19 protein-coding genes are annotated in these 15,586 nt (G+C 64.1%); 9 read left to right on the plus strand and 10 right to left on the minus strand.

The genetic code is table 11. The annotated features are described in order from the left end of the window. Positions 1-897, minus strand: coding sequence for an N-carbamoylputrescine amidase (gene aguB / locus ACIPZB_RS12685; protein WP_400640471.1), 897 nt, complete (start codon positions 895-897; stop codon positions 1-3). After that, entirely contained in the window at positions 894-1,934 is a 1,041-nt protein-coding gene (locus ACIPZB_RS12690) for an agmatine/peptidylarginine deiminase (RefSeq protein ID WP_400640472.1), read from the minus strand. Before ACIPZB_RS12690 ends, aguB begins: the two co-directional genes overlap by 4 nt. Positions 1,935-2,069: 135 nt before the next feature. Between ACIPZB_RS12690 and ACIPZB_RS12695 the strand changes: the two genes are divergently transcribed. The 3 genes from ACIPZB_RS12695 to ACIPZB_RS12705 all read left to right on the plus strand — a co-directional run bounded on the left by ACIPZB_RS12695 (position 2,070) and on the right by ACIPZB_RS12705 (position 5,331). Then, positions 2,070-2,924, plus strand: coding sequence for a LysR substrate-binding domain-containing protein (locus tag ACIPZB_RS12695; protein ID WP_400640473.1), 855 nt, complete (start codon positions 2,070-2,072; stop codon positions 2,922-2,924). Between the two features lie 135 nt (positions 2,925-3,059). After that, positions 3,060-4,259: an enoyl-ACP reductase FabV gene (fabV, locus tag ACIPZB_RS12700; RefSeq protein ID WP_400640474.1), complete on the plus strand. Its 1,200-nt coding sequence runs from the start codon at positions 3,060-3,062 to the stop codon at positions 4,257-4,259. A 163-nt stretch (positions 4,260-4,422) separates the two neighbouring features. Next, entirely contained in the window at positions 4,423-5,331 is a 909-nt protein-coding gene (locus ACIPZB_RS12705) for an alpha/beta fold hydrolase (protein WP_400640475.1), read from the plus strand. A gap of 115 nt (positions 5,332-5,446) precedes the next feature. Here the strand turns inward: ACIPZB_RS12705 and ACIPZB_RS12710 are convergent, their stop codons facing one another. From ACIPZB_RS12710 to ACIPZB_RS12725, 4 genes are all read right to left on the minus strand, one after another. Beyond that, positions 5,447-5,788, minus strand: a complete 342-nt coding sequence (locus ACIPZB_RS12710; RefSeq protein ID WP_400640476.1) for a HopJ type III effector protein — start codon at positions 5,786-5,788, stop codon at positions 5,447-5,449. Beyond that, a complete protein-coding gene (locus ACIPZB_RS12715; RefSeq protein ID WP_400640477.1) occupies positions 5,781-6,077 on the minus strand; it encodes a DUF1244 domain-containing protein in 297 nt (98 codons plus the stop codon). Before ACIPZB_RS12715 ends, ACIPZB_RS12710 begins: the two co-directional genes overlap by 8 nt. A gap of 10 nt (positions 6,078-6,087) precedes the next feature. Continuing rightward, positions 6,088-6,780, minus strand: coding sequence for a dihydromonapterin reductase (gene folM / locus ACIPZB_RS12720; RefSeq protein WP_400640478.1), 693 nt, complete (start codon positions 6,778-6,780; stop codon positions 6,088-6,090). Positions 6,781-6,855: 75 nt separating this feature from the next. Next, entirely contained in the window at positions 6,856-7,416 is a 561-nt protein-coding gene (locus ACIPZB_RS12725; RefSeq protein ID WP_400640479.1) for an antibiotic biosynthesis monooxygenase, read from the minus strand. Between the two features lie 218 nt (positions 7,417-7,634). On the opposite strand from ACIPZB_RS12725, the gene ACIPZB_RS12730 reads away from it, so the two are divergent. After that, complete coding sequence (locus ACIPZB_RS12730) at positions 7,635-8,567, plus strand: MerR family transcriptional regulator (RefSeq protein ID WP_400640480.1); 933 nt, start codon at positions 7,635-7,637, stop codon at positions 8,565-8,567. Here the strand turns inward: ACIPZB_RS12730 and ACIPZB_RS12735 are convergent. Together ACIPZB_RS12735 and ACIPZB_RS12740 are read right to left on the minus strand one after the other, a co-directional pair. After that, complete coding sequence (locus ACIPZB_RS12735) at positions 8,552-9,169, minus strand: hypothetical protein (protein ID WP_400640481.1); 618 nt, start codon at positions 9,167-9,169, stop codon at positions 8,552-8,554. The two genes, ACIPZB_RS12730 and ACIPZB_RS12735, sit on opposite strands and share 16 nt — an antisense overlap. 59 nt (positions 9,170-9,228) lie before the next feature. Continuing rightward, positions 9,229-9,657 (minus strand): PAS domain S-box protein, encoded by a 429-nt coding sequence (locus tag ACIPZB_RS12740; protein ID WP_400640482.1) that lies wholly within the window; start codon positions 9,655-9,657, stop codon positions 9,229-9,231. 104 nt (positions 9,658-9,761) lie between these two features. Between ACIPZB_RS12740 and ACIPZB_RS12745 the strand changes: the two genes are divergently transcribed. Beyond that, positions 9,762-10,217 carry a flavodoxin gene (locus tag ACIPZB_RS12745; RefSeq protein ID WP_400640483.1) on the plus strand — a complete coding sequence of 152 codons (456 nt, stop codon included), beginning with the start codon at positions 9,762-9,764 and terminating at the stop codon, positions 10,215-10,217. A 105-nt stretch (positions 10,218-10,322) separates the two neighbouring features. Here ACIPZB_RS12745 and ACIPZB_RS12750 read toward each other — a convergent pair whose 3' ends face one another. After that, positions 10,323-11,198, minus strand: coding sequence for a LysR substrate-binding domain-containing protein (locus tag ACIPZB_RS12750; protein WP_400640484.1), 876 nt, complete (start codon positions 11,196-11,198; stop codon positions 10,323-10,325). Between the two features lie 97 nt (positions 11,199-11,295). Between ACIPZB_RS12750 and ACIPZB_RS12755 the strand changes: the two genes are divergently transcribed. The 4 genes from ACIPZB_RS12755 to ACIPZB_RS12770 all read left to right on the plus strand — a co-directional run bounded on the left by ACIPZB_RS12755 (position 11,296) and on the right by ACIPZB_RS12770 (position 14,472). After that, positions 11,296-11,682 (plus strand): CidA/LrgA family protein, encoded by a 387-nt coding sequence (locus tag ACIPZB_RS12755; protein WP_008096694.1) that lies wholly within the window; start codon positions 11,296-11,298, stop codon positions 11,680-11,682. Further along, on the plus strand, positions 11,672-12,358 hold the full coding sequence (locus ACIPZB_RS12760; RefSeq protein WP_008096693.1) for an LrgB family protein: 687 nt from the start codon (positions 11,672-11,674) through the stop codon (positions 12,356-12,358). Before ACIPZB_RS12755 ends, ACIPZB_RS12760 begins: the two co-directional genes overlap by 11 nt. Before the next feature lie 177 nt (positions 12,359-12,535). Next, positions 12,536-13,441, plus strand: coding sequence for an alpha/beta fold hydrolase (locus ACIPZB_RS12765; RefSeq protein ID WP_008096690.1), 906 nt, complete (start codon positions 12,536-12,538; stop codon positions 13,439-13,441). 116 nt (positions 13,442-13,557) lie between these two features. Beyond that, the gene (locus tag ACIPZB_RS12770; protein WP_400640485.1) at positions 13,558-14,472 is read left to right on the plus strand and encodes an SDR family oxidoreductase; all 915 of its coding nucleotides are present in this window, start codon (positions 13,558-13,560) and stop codon (positions 14,470-14,472) included. A gap of 231 nt (positions 14,473-14,703) precedes the next feature. Here the strand turns inward: ACIPZB_RS12770 and ACIPZB_RS12775 are convergent, their stop codons facing one another. Next, entirely contained in the window at positions 14,704-15,486 is a 783-nt protein-coding gene (locus ACIPZB_RS12775; protein WP_400640486.1) for an IclR family transcriptional regulator, read from the minus strand. Positions 15,487-15,586: the final 100 nt, after the last annotated feature.

Consider the following 15,586-nt stretch of genomic DNA (forward strand, 5'->3'; position numbering starts at 1 on the left):
TCAGGCCCTCGCAACGTGGGAGTGGTGGCCGTCCAGGGTCAACAGCGGCGCGTACATTTCCGGACGCCGGTCGCGGTAGATGCCCCAGCTCAGGCGGTCTTCGCGCATGCGCGCCAGGTCCAGGTCATGCAGCCAGATACCCGTGCTGCTGCGGTCGGCTTCGGCCAGCAGGGCGCCCTTGTGATCGCAGATGAACGACGAGCCATAAAAGCGCATGGACAGGGTCTGATCGCTGCCCGCGACTTCTTCGCCCACGCGATTGGCGGCCACCACCGGCAGCAGGTTGGCGGCGGCATGGCCGCGCATGGCGACTTGCCAATGGTCGCGCGAGTCCAGTTCGGCAGCGCCCGGTTCCGAGCCGATGGCGGTGGGGAACAACAGCACTTCAGCGCCTAGCAGTGCCAGGCAGCGGGCGGTTTCGGGGAACCACTGGTCCCAGCAGATGCCGATGCCCAGACGCCCGAAGGCGGTGTCCCAGACCTTGAAACCGGTGTCGCCGGGGCTGAAGTATTCCTTCTCCTGATAGCCGATGGCGTTAGGGATGTGGGTCTTGCGGTAGAGACCGAGCAGGCGGCCATCGGCGTCGGCGACGGTCAGCGAATTGAAGAAGGCATTGCCGGCCCGTTCGTACCAACTCAGCGGCAGGACCACGCCCAGCTCGCCGGCCAGGGCAGCGAAACGCTGCAGGATCGGGCTGTCGGCATAGGGTTCGGCCAGGGCCTGGTGGCGGTGGTCCTGTTCGATGCAGAAGTAGGGGGTGGCGAACAGTTCCTGCAGCAGGATCACCTGGGCGCCCTGGGCGGCGGCCTGACGCACCAGCTGCTCGGCGCGGTCGAGGTTGTCCGGCAGGCTCCAGCTGCATGGCATCTGGGTCGTGGCGATGCGCAGCAGGCTCATGGCTGCACCTCGGGTTGTTGCTGGGTGATGCAGTGGATGCCGCCACCGCCGTGGGCGATGTGGTCGATGCGCACCGGCACGATTTCCCGGCCGGGGAAGGCATGCGCCAGCTGTGTGGCCGCGTCGGCGTCGGCGGCGATGCCGTAGGCGGGCATGATGACCGCGCCGTTGGCGAGGTAGAAGTTGGTGTAGGAGGCGCAGAACACCTCGGCCTCGGGGTCGACAGCGGCGCTGGCTTCGTACAGGTCGAGCAGCTCGAACCGGCGGCCCTGTGCGTCCGTGGCCAGTTCCAGGGCTCGGCGGTTCTCTCGCGCGACCTCGGCATACACCGAGCCGTGATCATGGGTGGCATCGACCAGCAGCACGCCAGGGCGGGCGAAGGCGCACACACCGTCCACGTGGCCATCGGTCATGTCACCGGTGACGTACTGCGGGTCACCGGGCAGCCAGATGGTCTTGCGGATGCCCAGGTGGCGGGCGAAGCAGCGTTCGAACTCGGCCTTGCTGATACCGGGATTGCGGTTGGGGTTGAGCAGCACCGACTCGGTGGTGATCAGCGTGCCTTCGCCGTCCACATGAATGGCGCCGCCTTCGTTGCACAAGGCCGTGCTGAAGCCGTCGAGGCCCAGGTGGTCGAGGATGCGCCGGCCCAGGCTGCGGTCTTGGCCGTGCGCGGACTTGTCGCCCCAGGCATTGAAACGCCAGCTCAGGCCGGCAAGGCCATGTTGCGGGTGGCAGATGAAGCTGGGGCCGCTGTCCCGGCACCAGCTGTCGTCGACGGCCAGTTCGACCAGCTCGATGTTGGCACCGCACAAGGCGCGCGCAGTGGCCATTGCCGAGGGATCGACGACCATTTTCACCGGCTCGAAGCGGGCAATGGCGGCGGCCACCCGTGCAAAGTCGCGTTGTACATCGGCCAGGCGCACCTGCCAGCCGTTTTCCCACAGGGCCTGGTTGTGCGGCCAGATCATCCAGGTGGCAGCGTGGCGGGCCCATTCGGCAGGCATGCGCCAGCCGCTGTCGAGGGACAGGTCCATAGTGAACTCCGATCTATTAAGGATTTTTATCAACGAAGCCCGCCGTCGCGGGTGTTGGTGCCCATGCTATGGCTATGAAGCGGCAGCGACAAACGATAGATTTAGCGCACATCTGATTAGCAGGGCTTATCGATCATGCTGAAACACTGGCCACCCCTCAATGCCCTCCGGGGCTTCGAAGCCGCGGCTCGGCTGGGCAGTTTCCACAAGGCCGCCGAGGCGCTGAACCTGACCCAGTCGGCCATCAGCCAACAGATTCGCAGCCTGGAAACCTACCTGGAACAACCGCTGTTCCACCGCAGTGGCCGCAGCGTCAGCCTGACCGATGCCGGGCATGACCTGCTCAGCACCACTCAGTCGCTGTTGCAGCACCTGGCCGTAGGCATTCGCCGCCTCGATCAGTACCGCAAGCCCAACCAGCTGGTGGTCAACACCACGCCGGCGTTTGCCCGGCACTGGCTGCTGCCGCGGTTGGCCGATTTTCATCAGCGTTGCCCGGAGGTCGACCTGTGGCTGTTCACCAGTTTCGAGGTGCCGGACATGGCCACCGAAACCATCGACCTGGCCATCCGCGATGACCTCAGCGCCCAGGCCGAGTGCAGCTTCACGGTGCTGCACCAGGACCTGCTGTACCCGGCCTGCCACCCCTCGCTGGCGAATGCCCGCGCTCGTACCACCCTGCATGGCGAGCGCGAGATGGACTGGAGCCATTGGCAGCTGGAGGGCGGCGAGGAGGTCGGGCAGCAGGGCAAAGGGCTGAATTTCTCCGACCCTGGGCTGTTGCTGGATGCCGCGAGCGAAGGCTTGGGCATTGCCTTGGTCAGCCAGTTGCTGGCCCGGCGGGCGGTACACGAGGGGCAGCTGCAGGCGCTTTCGGCGCAGCGGGTACGGGGCCCGGCGTGGGCTTGCCTGGTGCATCGGGACAGCCAGGATGATCCGCTGGCCAGGCAGTTTCTCGCTTGGTTGAAAGACGCACTGGGGCAAGATTGATGCGGGCGGATTTGAATCCCCCCGATCAGCCCGTAATATGTGTCGGATAACCTTTGGGGGTAGTCTCACCCTCTGATCAATCGGAAGCGCTGCCTGGTGGCGCTTCCCCAGCATAAACCTGACGAGGTACAGACATTGGCCATCATTCATCCTAAGGTTCGCGGTTTCATCTGCACCACGACTCACCCGAAGGGCTGCGAGCTCAACGTCCGTGACCAGATCGAAGCCACCCGCAAGCTGGGCGTGCGCGAGGATGGCCCGAAGAAGGTCCTGGTCATCGGCGCTTCCAGCGGCTACGGCCTGGCGGCACGCATCACCGCGGCGTTCGGCTTCAAGGCCGATACCCTGGGTGTGTTCTTCGAAAAGCCAGGTACCGAAACCAAGGCCGGTACCGCCGGCTGGTACAACGCTGCAGCCTTCGACAAGTTCGCCAAGGCCGAAGGCCTGTACAGCAAGTCGATCAACGGTGACGCCTTCTCCGACGAAGCCCGCGCCAAGGTCATCGAGCTGATCAAGAACGAAATGGGCGGCCAGGTCGACCTGGTCATCTATTCGCTGGCCTCGCCAGTGCGCAAGCTGCCGCAGACCGGTGAAGTGATCCGCTCGGCGCTCAAGCCAATCGGCCAGCCGTACAAGTCGACCGCCATCGACACCAACAAGGACACCATCATCGAGGCCAGCATCGAGCCGGCCACCGAGCAGGAAATCCAGGACACCATCACCGTCATGGGTGGTCAGGACTGGGAACTGTGGATCGATGCCCTGAACGCCGCTGGCGTACTCGCGCCACAGGCGCGCACCGTGGCCTTCAGCTACATCGGCACCGAAATCACCTGGCCGATCTACTGGCACGGCGCCCTGGGCAAGGCCAAGCAGGACCTGGACGAGACTGCCCAGCGTCTGGCCCAGAAGGTAGGTGGCAGTGCCAACGTGGCGGTGCTCAAGTCGGTCGTCACCCAGGCCAGCTCGGCTATTCCGGTGATGCCGCTGTACCTGTCGATGGTCTTCAAGATCATGCAGGAGAAGGGCGTTCACGAAGGCACCCAGGATCAACTGGACCGCATGTTCCGTGACCGTATGTACCGCGCTGACGGTGCCCCGGCGGAGCTGGACGAGAAAGGCCGCCTGCGCCTGGACGACTGGGAACTGCGTGACGACGTACAGGACGCCTGCAAGGCCATGTGGCCGCAAGTGACCACCGAGAACCTGTTCCAGCTGACCGACTACGCCGGTTACAAGAAGCAGTTCCTCAACCTGTTCGGCTTCGAGCGCGCTGACGTCAACTACGACGAAGACGTGGCGACCGATGTGAAGTTCGACTGCGTCGAGCTGTAAGTAGAACCCGGCTGGCCTCATCGCCGGCAAGCCGGCTCCCACAGGAAGAGCATCGCCCTCAAGGCCTGCGCTGTACTTGTGGGAGCCGGCTTGCCGGCGATAGGGCCGGTACAGCCCCCAGATTTTTTGCTAGCGTTGGCGCACAACAAAAGGAATGCGCGCCATGAGCAGCCTCACCCAACCGGCCACCCCTTTTCGCCAGACCACAGCCGACGGCTACAGCCTCGGTGGCTTCTGCTGGCGCCACACCCCGGCCCATCCCCAGCGCCCGCTGGTGATCATCAATGCCGCCACCTCTGTACGCTGCCGCTACTACGCGCGCTTTGCCGACTACCTGTTCGCCCAGGGTTTCGATGTGCTGACCTACGATTACCGTGGCATCGGCGAATCGCGGCCGCCTTCCTTGCGCGGTTTCCAGGCTTCATGGAGCGATTGGGGTCGGCTGGATTTCGAAGCCATGCTGACGCACGCCGCGCAGGCGTTCCCCGGCCAGCCGGTGGATGTCGTGGGCCACAGTTTCGGCGGTTGCGCAGTGGGCCTGGCGCCGTCTGCCGGCCAGGTGCGGCGTGTGTTGATGGTGGGCGCGCAGTTCGCCTACTGGCGCGATTACGCGGCCAACCAGCGTTGGCGGCTGTTGGGCAAATGGCATGTGGTGATGCCGCTGCTGACGCGGGCGTTCGGTTATTTTCCCGGCAAGCGCCTGGGCTGGATGGAAGATACCCCGGCGGGCGTGGTGCATGACTGGACTACCCGGACTGCGCGTTATGAACACAGGCCCAGTGGGCGCAGCCTGGAAGTGGCACCCTTTGCCTTGGTACGTGCGGCGACCCTGGCGATCAGCCTGACCGACGACCCGTTCGGCACTGTGGCGGCTACCGAGCGATTACTGGGCTACCTGCAGGGGACCGAGCGCCAGCATTTGCGGATTGCGCCTGTGGATATCTCGGTTGAGGAAATTGGCCATTTCGCGTTTTTCCATGACCGGTTCCGCGCCAGCTTGTGGCCGATTGCGCTGGAGTGGTTGCAGCGGGGCAGGTTGCTGGCAGGTAGCCCGGGAAAGATCATCAGTTGATGGTGCCTGCACCGGCCTCATCGCCGGCAAGCCGGCTCCCACACGTACAGGCTACGCCACAACCCTGTGGGAGCCGGCTTGCCGGCGATTGGGCCGCGCAGCGGCCCCGGTGCTATCAGGCGCTACGCTTGAGCGGCAGTTCAGCGAACTTCACACCCGCCAAACCCTGCTTGATCAGCGCACGGATGTTGCCATGGTCACTGCCCTCTGGCGTGGCCACGACATCACGGTAGTGCTCGCCAAAGGCCAGCAAGGCCTCCTGGTCGCTCAAGCCTTCCAGCAAGGCCAGGCCCAGGGTCTTGCACGAGCCTTCGTTCTGCCCGGCGGCATTTTCCACGCCGCCGTTGTTGAAGGCTTGTGGCTGGTAGCTGTAATGGGCGGCAATGAACGCCAGGGTGTCGGCAAAGGCGTGTTGGCCGCTGGCCAGGCTCGCGCGCAGGGTATTCAGATCAGTCACGGGGTTTTCCTTTTTCGAACGCCGCTTGTTGCTCGGCGCTGGCTTCTTTCTGGTGTTGGGCTTTCCACTCGGCGTAAGGCATGCCGTACACCGCTTCGCGGGCATCATCCAGGCTGATGTCGAGCTGACGCTCGTCGGCGGCGGCCTTGTACCACTTGGACAGGCAGTTGCGGCAGAAACCGGACAGGTTCATCAGGTCGATGTTCTGCACATCGGTGCGTTTCTGCAGGTGTTCGACCAGGCGCCGGAAGGCGGCGGCCTCGAGTTCGAGTTGTTGTTGCGGGGTCATGGGGCTTCCCTCAGGTCATGCGATTCTTCAGATGGCGGCCACCGTTGATGACCACCTGGCTGCCGGTGCTGTACTGGCTGGCGAGCAGGTATTTGACCGTCTCGATCAGCGGCCCGGCGCCGGGTTCGAATTCCAGCAGGGCCTTTTTCAGGGTCTGCTGGCGGTAGGCCTCGTCACCGCCTTCCTTGAGGATCAGCAGGCCCGGCAGGATACCGTTGACGCGCACCTTGGGCGCGTACTTTTCGGCGAACGACAACACCATGTTCTGCAGCGCGGCCTTGGTCGCGGCATAGCCGATATGGCTCTTGCTGCCACGCGAGGAGGTTTCGTCACAGATATGGATGATGTCGGCCTTGTCGACCTTGGCCAGCAGCTCGCCGAGGGCCAGGTTGAGGTGGTACGGCGCTTCGACGTGCAGGCGGAACATGGTCTCGAGGTTGTCCAGGCCATCGTCGAGCCACAGCGAGGCGTTGTGGATGATCGCGCGCAGGCCGTCGTAGCGATGCTGCAGGAAGTCGATCAAGGCCTGGCGGTCGGCTGCCTGGCAGAGGTCGGCCTGGAACTGGACGATGTTCGGGTGCGCCGATTGCGCCTGGACGCTGCGGCTGGCGCTGACTACGGTATGGCCGGCCTGTGCCAGCTCAAGGGCCAGGGCCAGCCCGACGCGCTGGCTGGCTCCGGTAATGAGAATGGGGCTGTTCATGTGCGGGCGGTCAACTTGTCTGTCCTGTCGTTGCCGCCCAGCATACCCGAACTGTTTCCCTCTTGTAGCCCCGGCCTAGCGGCTGCGCAGGGCGGCGCCTGGGGCCGGTGCGGCGTGCAGCCAGCTGGCCAGCAGGCGGGTGGAGAGGGGGATGAACAGGTAGACCATCACCGGTGTCAGGGCCAGGGTGCTGAGCAGCACGCGTGGCACCAGTTCCAGCCCCGCCAGCCAGTGGCCGAACAACAGGTTGAACAGCAGCGAAACCGGGAAGAACGCCAGCCAGATGGCCACCGCCTGTTTCCAACGCGGCGGTTTTTGCACCGTATTGGTGCCAAACCAGTCGTCGATGCCGCTGACGCGCCTCTCTTTGGGGCGTTCGAACAGGCCGTTACCGCGCTGCAACCAGGCCCGACGCGAGGCCGAGTGCTCCCAGGCATGCAAGGTGGGCTCGTCGCTGAAGCGGAAAATGATCTGGAATTCGTCGCAGTCACGGGGTGGGGCGAAGATGCCCGAGCCGAGGTAGCCGGGGAAGTCGGTGGCCAGTTGCTCGCCTTCGTGCAGCCAGGCCAGCAGGTCCTGGTAGCGGCCGTGGGCGGCGCGGCGCGACACCATCAGGGTGACGGGTGGGGTAGACATCGTGTATCTCCTGGCGGCGGGGCTGGCGGGTAGCTGGCCCCTAGGCTGTGTCGCCCGGGGTGGTGGGCGGCGCAGGCGTGCATGCAAGAATTGGGCGCGGATTATCGCGTATACCGAATGTTCAGCAAAATTTGTCGGGCAAACGGCTGTTGTCCTGTGGGCTATCGCGACGTAGTAGAATGAGCGTTCAACTTCCGTGCACAGGTTACGCAGTGTTGATGAACAAACAGGGACGTACTTCGCAAACCGAAGCCGGTATGGAACACCGCGATTTGTTTCCGATACGTGAAGTTTCCCGCCTCACTGGGGTCAATGCCGTCACCCTGCGCGCCTGGGAGCGCCGCTACGGGCTGGTCCAGCCTACCCGCACCGAGAGTGGTCATCGCCTGTATTCCCAGGCCGACATCGACGATATCCGCCGTATCCTCGGTTGGCTCGAACGCGGTGTTGCAGTCAGCAAGGTCGGCAGCATTCTTGCCCGCGACCACGCCGTGGTGCAGAGCGCATTGGCGCCCGATGCCGCCAAAGGTTGGCAGGACCAGCTGCGCGACGCCGTGCAGCGTTTCGATGGCGCGGGCCTGGATCGCCTGTTCGACCAGGTATTTGCTGCGATCACCCAGGACCAGGTATTTGCCGATGTCTTCATGCCGGTCTGGCACGATCTGGCGGCGGGACAGGCGGTGTTTGGCCAGGCCAGTGAATGGCTGTTCCTCGACCAGTTCCTGCGGGGCCGTGTGTTCACGCGTTTGCAACTGTCACAGCAGCGGCGCGGCCGTCATGTGTTGTTGGCACCCTTGCCAGGGCAATGCCTTGAGCTGGAGCTGTTGGTAAATGGGCTGCTGCTGGCGAGTGATGAAGTCAGAGTGACCCCGCTGATGCCAGGGCAACCGCTGGAAGAGCTGGCACTGATCAGTGAGCGCCTCGGGCCGGATGCCGTGGTGCTGTTCTCCAATCGTTCACTGACCCTCCACATGGGCAAGCGGCTGAGCCGCTTGGCCGTGGGCCTGCATTGCCCATTGTTGCTGGCGGGCGAGGCGGCCGAACTGGCACAGGAAAGCCTGGCAGGCAGCCTGGTGGCATGTCTCGGCGCAGAGGCTGGGTTGATGCGGCGGCGCTTGCGGCAGTACCTGGCCGGTCAGCTCGACACCTGAGCGTGCAGCTCCGGGTGTGCCTGGCGATGGGCCTGGAGGATGTATTCGCGCAGGCGTTCGACTTCCTCGGGGCGGCTGCGGCTGAGGTCGTAGGCCGCCAGGTCAGGGCCGATACGCCGGCGTAGCCTGCCGTGCAGGGCAATTGGCGCAATACCCCCAGGGGCGAAGTTCAAGTCGAAGCGCGACGGGGCTTGTGCCAGGCCACGAATCTCCACCAGTGCGCCTTTGAAGGAAATATCACGCACCAACAAGCCGGAAGTCTGGCCTTGGGCGTCCAGCAGCGCGCTCGGTTGGTCCATCGACAGGCGCCAGGGGCGCAGCATCGGGCCGTCTTCGTAGATCTCCGGCGAGCCGATCTGCAGGTGCAGGGCGTGGAACTCGTCTTCCACCAGCTGCAACGGGAAGCTGATCTGCTGATTGTTGAATTGCGCCTGCAGGGTGACCTGCTCGTTGGCGACCAGGCGGGTCAGCAACGATTGAATGCGATGGTCGCCGTTGACCAGCAGGCTCGACATGGGGTCGGCCAGGTTCAACTGCGGGGAGTGCTGCATGTTCTGGATGAAATCCAGCTCGTCCTGGGTCAGGAGCGCATCGGCTTGCATGATCGAACTCGGAGGTGACGATTTCTTCAACGGGATTGACCGTGCCGTGGACGATTGGTTCACAAGCGCTCGTCGCAATTGCGACGAGCGTGCAGTTCGGCCAGTTCACGTTCCAGTTCGACCTGGCGGCTGACGTCCTTCTGGATGCCGATGAAATAGGTGCGCTGGTCTGCGTCGCTCTTGACCGGGGTGATCGACAACTCGTTCCAGAAGGCGCTGCCGTCCTTGCGGTAGTTGCGCAGCACTTCGCGGCATGGGCGGCCATCGGCAAGTGCCTTGCGGATGCGCGCACGGCCCAGCTGGTCGCGATCGTCGGCCTGCAGGAAACGGCAATCCTGATAGAGGATTTCGTCGCGGCTGTAGCCGGTCAGGCGTTCGAACGCCGCATTCACGTAGATCAGGATGGTGTCATCGCCTTCCTGTTCGGCGACCACGATCCCGTCATTGGACGCATCGACCATCGATTGCAGCAGTTGCGCGTTGATCATGTTCGGGCCGTTGATCGGAAGGGGGACTTTGGTAGAGGCGGCCTTTTGCCAGCGCCGAATGCTAGTATCCTACGTTTTCACTCAGTTTCGGAATCCTCTCCCCGATGAAAGTCGCCATTATTTCCGGCTCGGTGTACGGCACCGCCGAAGAAGTCGCCCGCCACGCCGAGGGCCTGCTCAAGGCCGCAGGCTTCGAAGCCTGGCACGCCGCCCGCGCCACCCTGCAGGATCTTGAAGGTTTTGCCCCTGCAGCGTTGCTGGCCGTGACTTCGACTACGGGCATGGGTGAACTGCCGGACAACCTGATGCCGCTGTACAGCACCATCCGTGACACGCTGCCAGCGGCCTGGCGCGGCCTGCCGGGTGCGGTGATTGCACTGGGCGATTCCAGCTATGGCGATACCTATTGTGGCGGTGGCGAGCAACTGCGCGAGCTGTTCGCCGAGCTGGGGGTGCGGGAAGTGCAGCCGATGCTCAAGCTCGATGCCAGCGAGACGGTGACTCCGGAGACCGATGCCGAGCCTTGGCTGGCGGACTTTGCACAGGCCTTGAAGGCCTGAGGTATCTGCTTTGTCTGCCCCGGCCTTATCGCCGGCAAGCCGGCTCCCACAGGGTTTTGCAGCGCTGCGTCCATTGTGGGAGCCGGCTTGCCGGCGATAGGGCCCTCATGTCCCCCTCACCAGCTCAAGCCAGGCCTGAGCCGCCCGCGACAGATACGCGCCACGCCGCCAGATGAACGCAATGTCCCAGCGCAGGTCCTTTGGCGCACTCAAAGGCAAACGCACCACCCCAGGGCGTTCCAGCGCCTTCGCCACCACCCGCGGCAGCAACACCACGCCCTGGCCCGCCGCCACCAGCGCCACCAGAAAATCCGCCTGGCCACTGCGCCCACCTTCCTTTGGCGTGAACCCTTGCTGCTGGCAAGCCTTGAGCAACCGGTCATTGAGTACGAAGCTGCGCTGATACAGCAGGAAAGGGGTATCCGCCAGTTGCTGCAAGGTCACCTGTCGCTGCCCCGCCAGCGCATGGCCGGCCGGTAGCAGCGCATCCAGCGGCTCGTTGCAGAACGGCTGATGTTCGAACGCCGGATCACTGGGCGTCAGGCTGCCGCCCAGTTCCAGCTCGCCACTGTGCACCGCCTGCTCGACCGTGCGGCTGCCGCCTTCGAGCAGTTGAATCGAAATGTTTGGATGGCGCCGCCGGTACTCGGCGAACAACCCGGCGAACAAGGCATCGCTGCCCAGCATCGGCAGGCCCAGGCGCAGCTCGCCGCGCTCCATCTGGCTGAGGTCGTCCAGCTCGTTGAGCAGCGCCTGGCGTTGGCGCAACAACGCCTCGCCCCGTTCCAGGACGATGCGCCCGGCAGCGGTCAGGTGCAGGTGCGAGGCCTGGCGTTCGAGCAGTGGCTGGCCGATAGCCTGCTCCAGCTGGGCCACCTGCTTGCTCACGGCTGATTGACTGATATGCAGCGTCTGCGCGGCTTGGGTGAAGCCACCGCGCTGGACCACTTCGATGAAGCTGCGCAGCTGTTTGAATTCCATCTTCTGAATTCCATAATGGAATGGCGATCAGTCTAACAATTCGCTTCTGGCCTAGGCAGCCGAATCTTAGAATGAAGGCCTGTCGAGGAACCCTCCCATGAAACCCGCGTTATTGAAAAAAACCCTGCGCCTGCTCACCGAGCTGGCGGTCCTCCTGGCGTTGTTCTGGACCGGTAGCCAACTGGCCGGTTGGCTGGGTTGGCCCATCCCTGGCGGGGTGATGGGCCTGGCCCTGCTTCTGCTGCTGTTCGCCTGCGGCGTGGTCAAGCCCGCTACCTTGCAACTGGGTGCAGGCTGGCTGATGGCCGAGATGCTGTTGTTCTTCATACCGGCGCTGATGAGCCTGCTCGATTACGGCACCCTGGTACGTGAAGAAGGCTGGCGCATCCTGCTGGTGATTGCCGTGAGCACCCTGATGGTCATGGTGGTCACCGCCGTCACCGTCGAGCTGGTCTGCCGTTGGAGGTTGCGCCATGAGCATTGAGCCCATGCCGCTGTTCTGGCTGGCGCTGACCCTGCTGGCCTACCTGGGCAGCCGTTGGCTGTACCGACGTACCGGGCGGTACCTGATGTCGCCGCTGATCCTGGTGCCGGCGCTGCTGTTGGCGGTGGCTGTGCCATTGCACACCGCCTATGCCGAATATGCCCGCAACACCCACTGGCTGATGGGCGTGCTGGGCCCGGTGACGGTGGCCTTCGCAGTACCGATCTGGCAACAGCGGGCGATGCTGGCCCGGGACTGGCCGGCATTGCTGATCGGCATGCTGGCAGGTAGCACGGCGTCGATCGCCAGTTCCTGGGGCCTGGCGCACCTGCTGTCCCTGGACACAGCGACCAGCCTGTCACTGGTGCCGCGTTCGATCACCACGCCATTCGCCATGCCGCTGGCCCATGACCTCGGTGGCGTGCCGGAGCTGACGGCGGTGTTCGTCATGTTCACCGGCGTGCTCGGTGCCCTGTTCGGCGGCGTGCTGCTGCGCTGGCTGCCGTTGCGCTCGGCGTTGGCGCGGGGTGCGCTGTTCGGTGTCGGCGCCCATGGCGCGGGAGTCAGCCGCGCCCACGAGGTAGGTCGCGAAGAAGGTTCCGTGGCCGGCCTGGTCATGGTGCTGACCGGCTTGCTCAACCTGTTCGCAGCGCCGCTGCTGGCCATGCTGCTGTGACCGTTCGTGCCACTGGCTCGCTCGGTCAACAAGCTGGCTGGCAACGCAAGTTTCACCTGTTGGGCGGCTGACTAGACTCAGCCTCGACAAAGAGAGCACAAGTAAGTGCCGAGGTGACTTGCAATGACCGCAGCCTTGCCTAACACCGTCAACACCTAGACAACCGGGACGAATACGATGCCATTGGCCGAGATACCATTGTGCGTCTGGCGTACCCGGGGACAGAGTTTCACGTTCCGGGGCCAGAGCATCCGCTACTGGACCGCAGGGCAAGGAGAGCCCCTGCTGCTACTGCATGGATTCCCAACCGCCAGCTGGGACTGGCACTACCTGTGGGCGCCGCTGACCCAGCATTTTCGGCTGATCGCCTGCGACATGCTGGGGTTTGGCGATTCGGCCAAACCGCTGGACCATACCTACAGCCTGATGGAGCAAGCCGACCTGCAACAGGCCTTGCTGGCCCATCTCAAGGTACAGGTGCCGGTGCACCTGCTGGCGCACGACTATGGCGGCAGCGTGGCCCAGGAGCTGTTGGCGCGGCACCACGAACAGCGTGCCGAGATCGCCAGCTGCGTATTCCTCAACAGCGGCCTGTTCCCTGAGAGCTGCCAGGTGCTGCTGGTGCAGAAACTGCTGCTCAGCCGCCTGGGCTGGCTGGTCGGGCGCTCGTTCAAGCGTGATGACCTGGTGCGCAATGTCTCGCAGACCTACGGGCCCTGTACCCGCCCCAGTGAAAGTGCCCTGGATGACTGCTGGAGCCTGATTGCCGCACACGGCGGTACCCGCATTTTGCACAAGCTGGTGAGCTTCGTGCCGGAGCGCCGCGCCCATCGCGAACGCTGGGTTGGCGCGCTGCAGGCCGAGGGTGTGCCACTGCGCTTCATCAACGGCGTGGTCGACCCGCTCTCGGGCGCGCGCATGGTCGAGCGCTACCGGCAACTGGTGCCCAACCCGGACACCGTGCAGCTGCAGGGCATTGGCCATTACCCCCATACCGAGGCCCCTGCGCAGGTCCTGCGCCACTACCTGGTTTTTCGCGAGCAATGCCTGAGCTACCTGCCGCAGAAAGTCGCCTGGTCCTGAACCGCCGACCATCGTCCTGCGTTATCGCCTGGCATTCAGCGTGGGTGCGCTTGATTGTCCGGCGCCTGGGCGTTGGCACAGACTCGACGCATTCAACCTGAGCTGGAGCCAAGCGCATGAGCGAGCCGGTAACGCTGCAAGACCGTGTGGTGATCGTCACGGGGGCCGGTGGCGGCCTGGGCCGCGCTCATGCGCTGCTGTTCGCCGCGCGAGGGGCCCGGGTGGTGGTCAATGACCTGGGCGGTTCGAGCCATGGCGAAGGTGCCAGTGTTTCCGCGGCCGACCGGGTGGTGGCCCAAATTCGCGCTGCCGGGGGGACCGCAGTGGCCAACCACGACTCGGTCAGCGCTGGCGCGCGCATCGTCGAACAAGCGCTGGACAGTTTCGGCCGGGTCGACGTGCTGGTGAACAATGCCGGCATCCTGCGCGACAAGACCTTCCACAAGATGGACGACGCTGACTGGGAGCAGGTCTACCAGGTGCATGTCGAGGGTGCCTACAAGGTGACCCACGCCGCCTGGCCGCACATGCGCGAGCAACAATGGGGGAGGGTGATCTTTACCGCCTCGACCTCCGGCATCTACGGCAACTTCGGCCAGGCCAACTATGGCATGGCCAAACTAGGCCTGTATGGCCTGACCCGCACCCTGGCCATCGAAGGGCGCAGGCAGGGCGTGCTGGTCAACGCCATCGCGCCCACCGGTGGCACGCGCATGACCGAGGGGCTGATCCCGGCGCAGGTCTTCGAGCGCCTCAAGCCTGAACTGGTCAGCCCGTTGGTGGTGTACCTGGGCAGCGAGCAGTGTCAGGACAGCGGCGAGCTGTTCGAGGTGGGCGGTGGCTGGATTGGCAAGGTGCGCTGGGAGCGCAGCCTGGGCGTCGGGTTCGACCCCCGTGAAGGGTTCACCCCGGAGCAGGTGGCGCAGCACTGGGCGCAGATCGGTGACTTCGATGGCGCGGTACACCCCCAGGACAACGTGCAGGCGTTGCAGCAGATGATGGCCAATCTGCAGAAGTATCCGCTGGGTTGATGGCGGCTTTGCGCCAGGCATAAAAAAGGCCGCTGCAATCGCAGCGGCCAATCGAGACGTTAGATCAAGGAGCTTCAAAATCTACGTCGGTGAAACCTCGCGGGCCTGAAAGGCGGGGGGGTGCCCTTCATGCCGGCCAGTGAGTTAAGAATAAGCGCTTGATCCTGTAGGAAAAATAGCCGCTTATGACATTCACCTTTACGTTTCGGGCAACAGTGTCCAGGGGGCCTTTCAAGGCTGTGGCGAGTGCCCCATGCGCCAGCTGGTATCGCGCGCCGCCGCCAGTAGGCGCTGTGCTGCCGGACCCTGTTCATCGGCGTGGAAGATCGACGTCGGCCCCACTACGGTCATCACTGCGGCGATCTGCCCCATGGCGTTGAACACCGGTGCCGACAGTGCATCCACACCGGGCATCAGCAGACCATGCACATGGTGCAGCCCCTGCTTTCGAATGCCGGCCAGCACGGGTTCATAGTCGCTGGCGCTGTGCGCCAGCATGGCCAGTTCGCGGTCGCGCAGCTCCACCGTTTCGCGTTCGGGCAGGTAGGCGGCGAACACCAGCCCGGTGGACGAACTGAGCAGCGGCAGCACTGAACCGATCTGGGTGACCACGGTGACAGCCCGCACTGCCGGCTCGATGCTCACCACCGTCGCACCCTGGTTGCCCCATACGGCGATAAAGCAGCTCTCGTTGAGTTCGTCGCGCAATTGCGACAGCGGCAGCGCCGCGACCTTCAGCACGTCGATGCTGCCCAGTGCTGCCAGGCCCACGCGCAAGGCTTCACGGCCTAGCCCATAGTGATTGGTGGCCGCATCCTGTTCGGCAAAGCCACTGGCGATCAGCGCCTGAAGGTAGCGGTGCACTTTACTCGCCGGCATCTGCACGTGTTCGGCCAGGCGCGACAGCGAGGTAGAAGGGGACAGTTCGGCGAGGGCCTTGAGGATGTCGGTGCCGACTTCCGCCGAGCGGACCTTCTGCTTGCCGGTGTCGGTGGGAGAGCTGGCTTTGACCATGGAGGTGGAGGTTCCGATTCGTCGAGTCGCGCCTTTATAGCTTGACGCCATGCACCGATCAAATTACGTTATTCGTAATCTGATTACGATAAAAACAAAA

It is taken from the genome of Pseudomonas sp. NPDC089396 (assembly GCF_044749545.1).
In the GTDB taxonomy this organism is placed as follows: Bacteria; Pseudomonadota; Gammaproteobacteria; order Pseudomonadales; family Pseudomonadaceae; genus Aquipseudomonas.

Coding starts and splice junctions, on each gene's coding strand:
- ACIPZB_RS12705 (WP_400640475.1), top strand. CDS start 4,423: ATGAGCAGCCTCACCCAACCGGCCACCCCTTTTCGCCAGACCACAGCC.
- ACIPZB_RS12690 (WP_400640472.1), bottom strand. CDS start 1,934: ATGGACCTGTCCCTCGACAGCGGCTGGCGCATGCCTGCCGAATGGGCC.
- ACIPZB_RS12745 (WP_400640483.1), top strand. CDS start 9,762: ATGAAAGTCGCCATTATTTCCGGCTCGGTGTACGGCACCGCCGAAGAA.
- ACIPZB_RS12695 (WP_400640473.1), top strand. CDS start 2,070: ATGCTGAAACACTGGCCACCCCTCAATGCCCTCCGGGGCTTCGAAGCC.
- aguB (WP_400640471.1), bottom strand. CDS start 897: ATGAGCCTGCTGCGCATCGCCACGACCCAGATGCCATGCAGCTGGAGC.
- folM (WP_400640478.1), bottom strand. CDS start 6,780: ATGAACAGCCCCATTCTCATTACCGGAGCCAGCCAGCGCGTCGGGCTG.
- ACIPZB_RS12735 (WP_400640481.1), bottom strand. CDS start 9,169: ATGCAAGCCGATGCGCTCCTGACCCAGGACGAGCTGGATTTCATCCAG.
- ACIPZB_RS12750 (WP_400640484.1), bottom strand. CDS start 11,198: ATGGAATTCAAACAGCTGCGCAGCTTCATCGAAGTGGTCCAGCGCGGT.
- ACIPZB_RS12740 (WP_400640482.1), bottom strand. CDS start 9,657: ATGATCAACGCGCAACTGCTGCAATCGATGGTCGATGCGTCCAATGAC.
- ACIPZB_RS12770 (WP_400640485.1), top strand. CDS start 13,558: ATGAGCGAGCCGGTAACGCTGCAAGACCGTGTGGTGATCGTCACGGGG.
- ACIPZB_RS12725 (WP_400640479.1), bottom strand. CDS start 7,416: ATGTCTACCCCACCCGTCACCCTGATGGTGTCGCGCCGCGCCGCCCAC.
- ACIPZB_RS12715 (WP_400640477.1), bottom strand. CDS start 6,077: ATGACCCCGCAACAACAACTCGAACTCGAGGCCGCCGCCTTCCGGCGC.
- ACIPZB_RS12755 (WP_008096694.1), top strand. CDS start 11,296: ATGAAACCCGCGTTATTGAAAAAAACCCTGCGCCTGCTCACCGAGCTG.
- ACIPZB_RS12730 (WP_400640480.1), top strand. CDS start 7,635: ATGAACAAACAGGGACGTACTTCGCAAACCGAAGCCGGTATGGAACAC.
- ACIPZB_RS12760 (WP_008096693.1), top strand. CDS start 11,672: ATGAGCATTGAGCCCATGCCGCTGTTCTGGCTGGCGCTGACCCTGCTG.
- ACIPZB_RS12775 (WP_400640486.1), bottom strand. CDS start 15,486: ATGGTCAAAGCCAGCTCTCCCACCGACACCGGCAAGCAGAAGGTCCGC.
- ACIPZB_RS12765 (WP_008096690.1), top strand. CDS start 12,536: ATGCCATTGGCCGAGATACCATTGTGCGTCTGGCGTACCCGGGGACAG.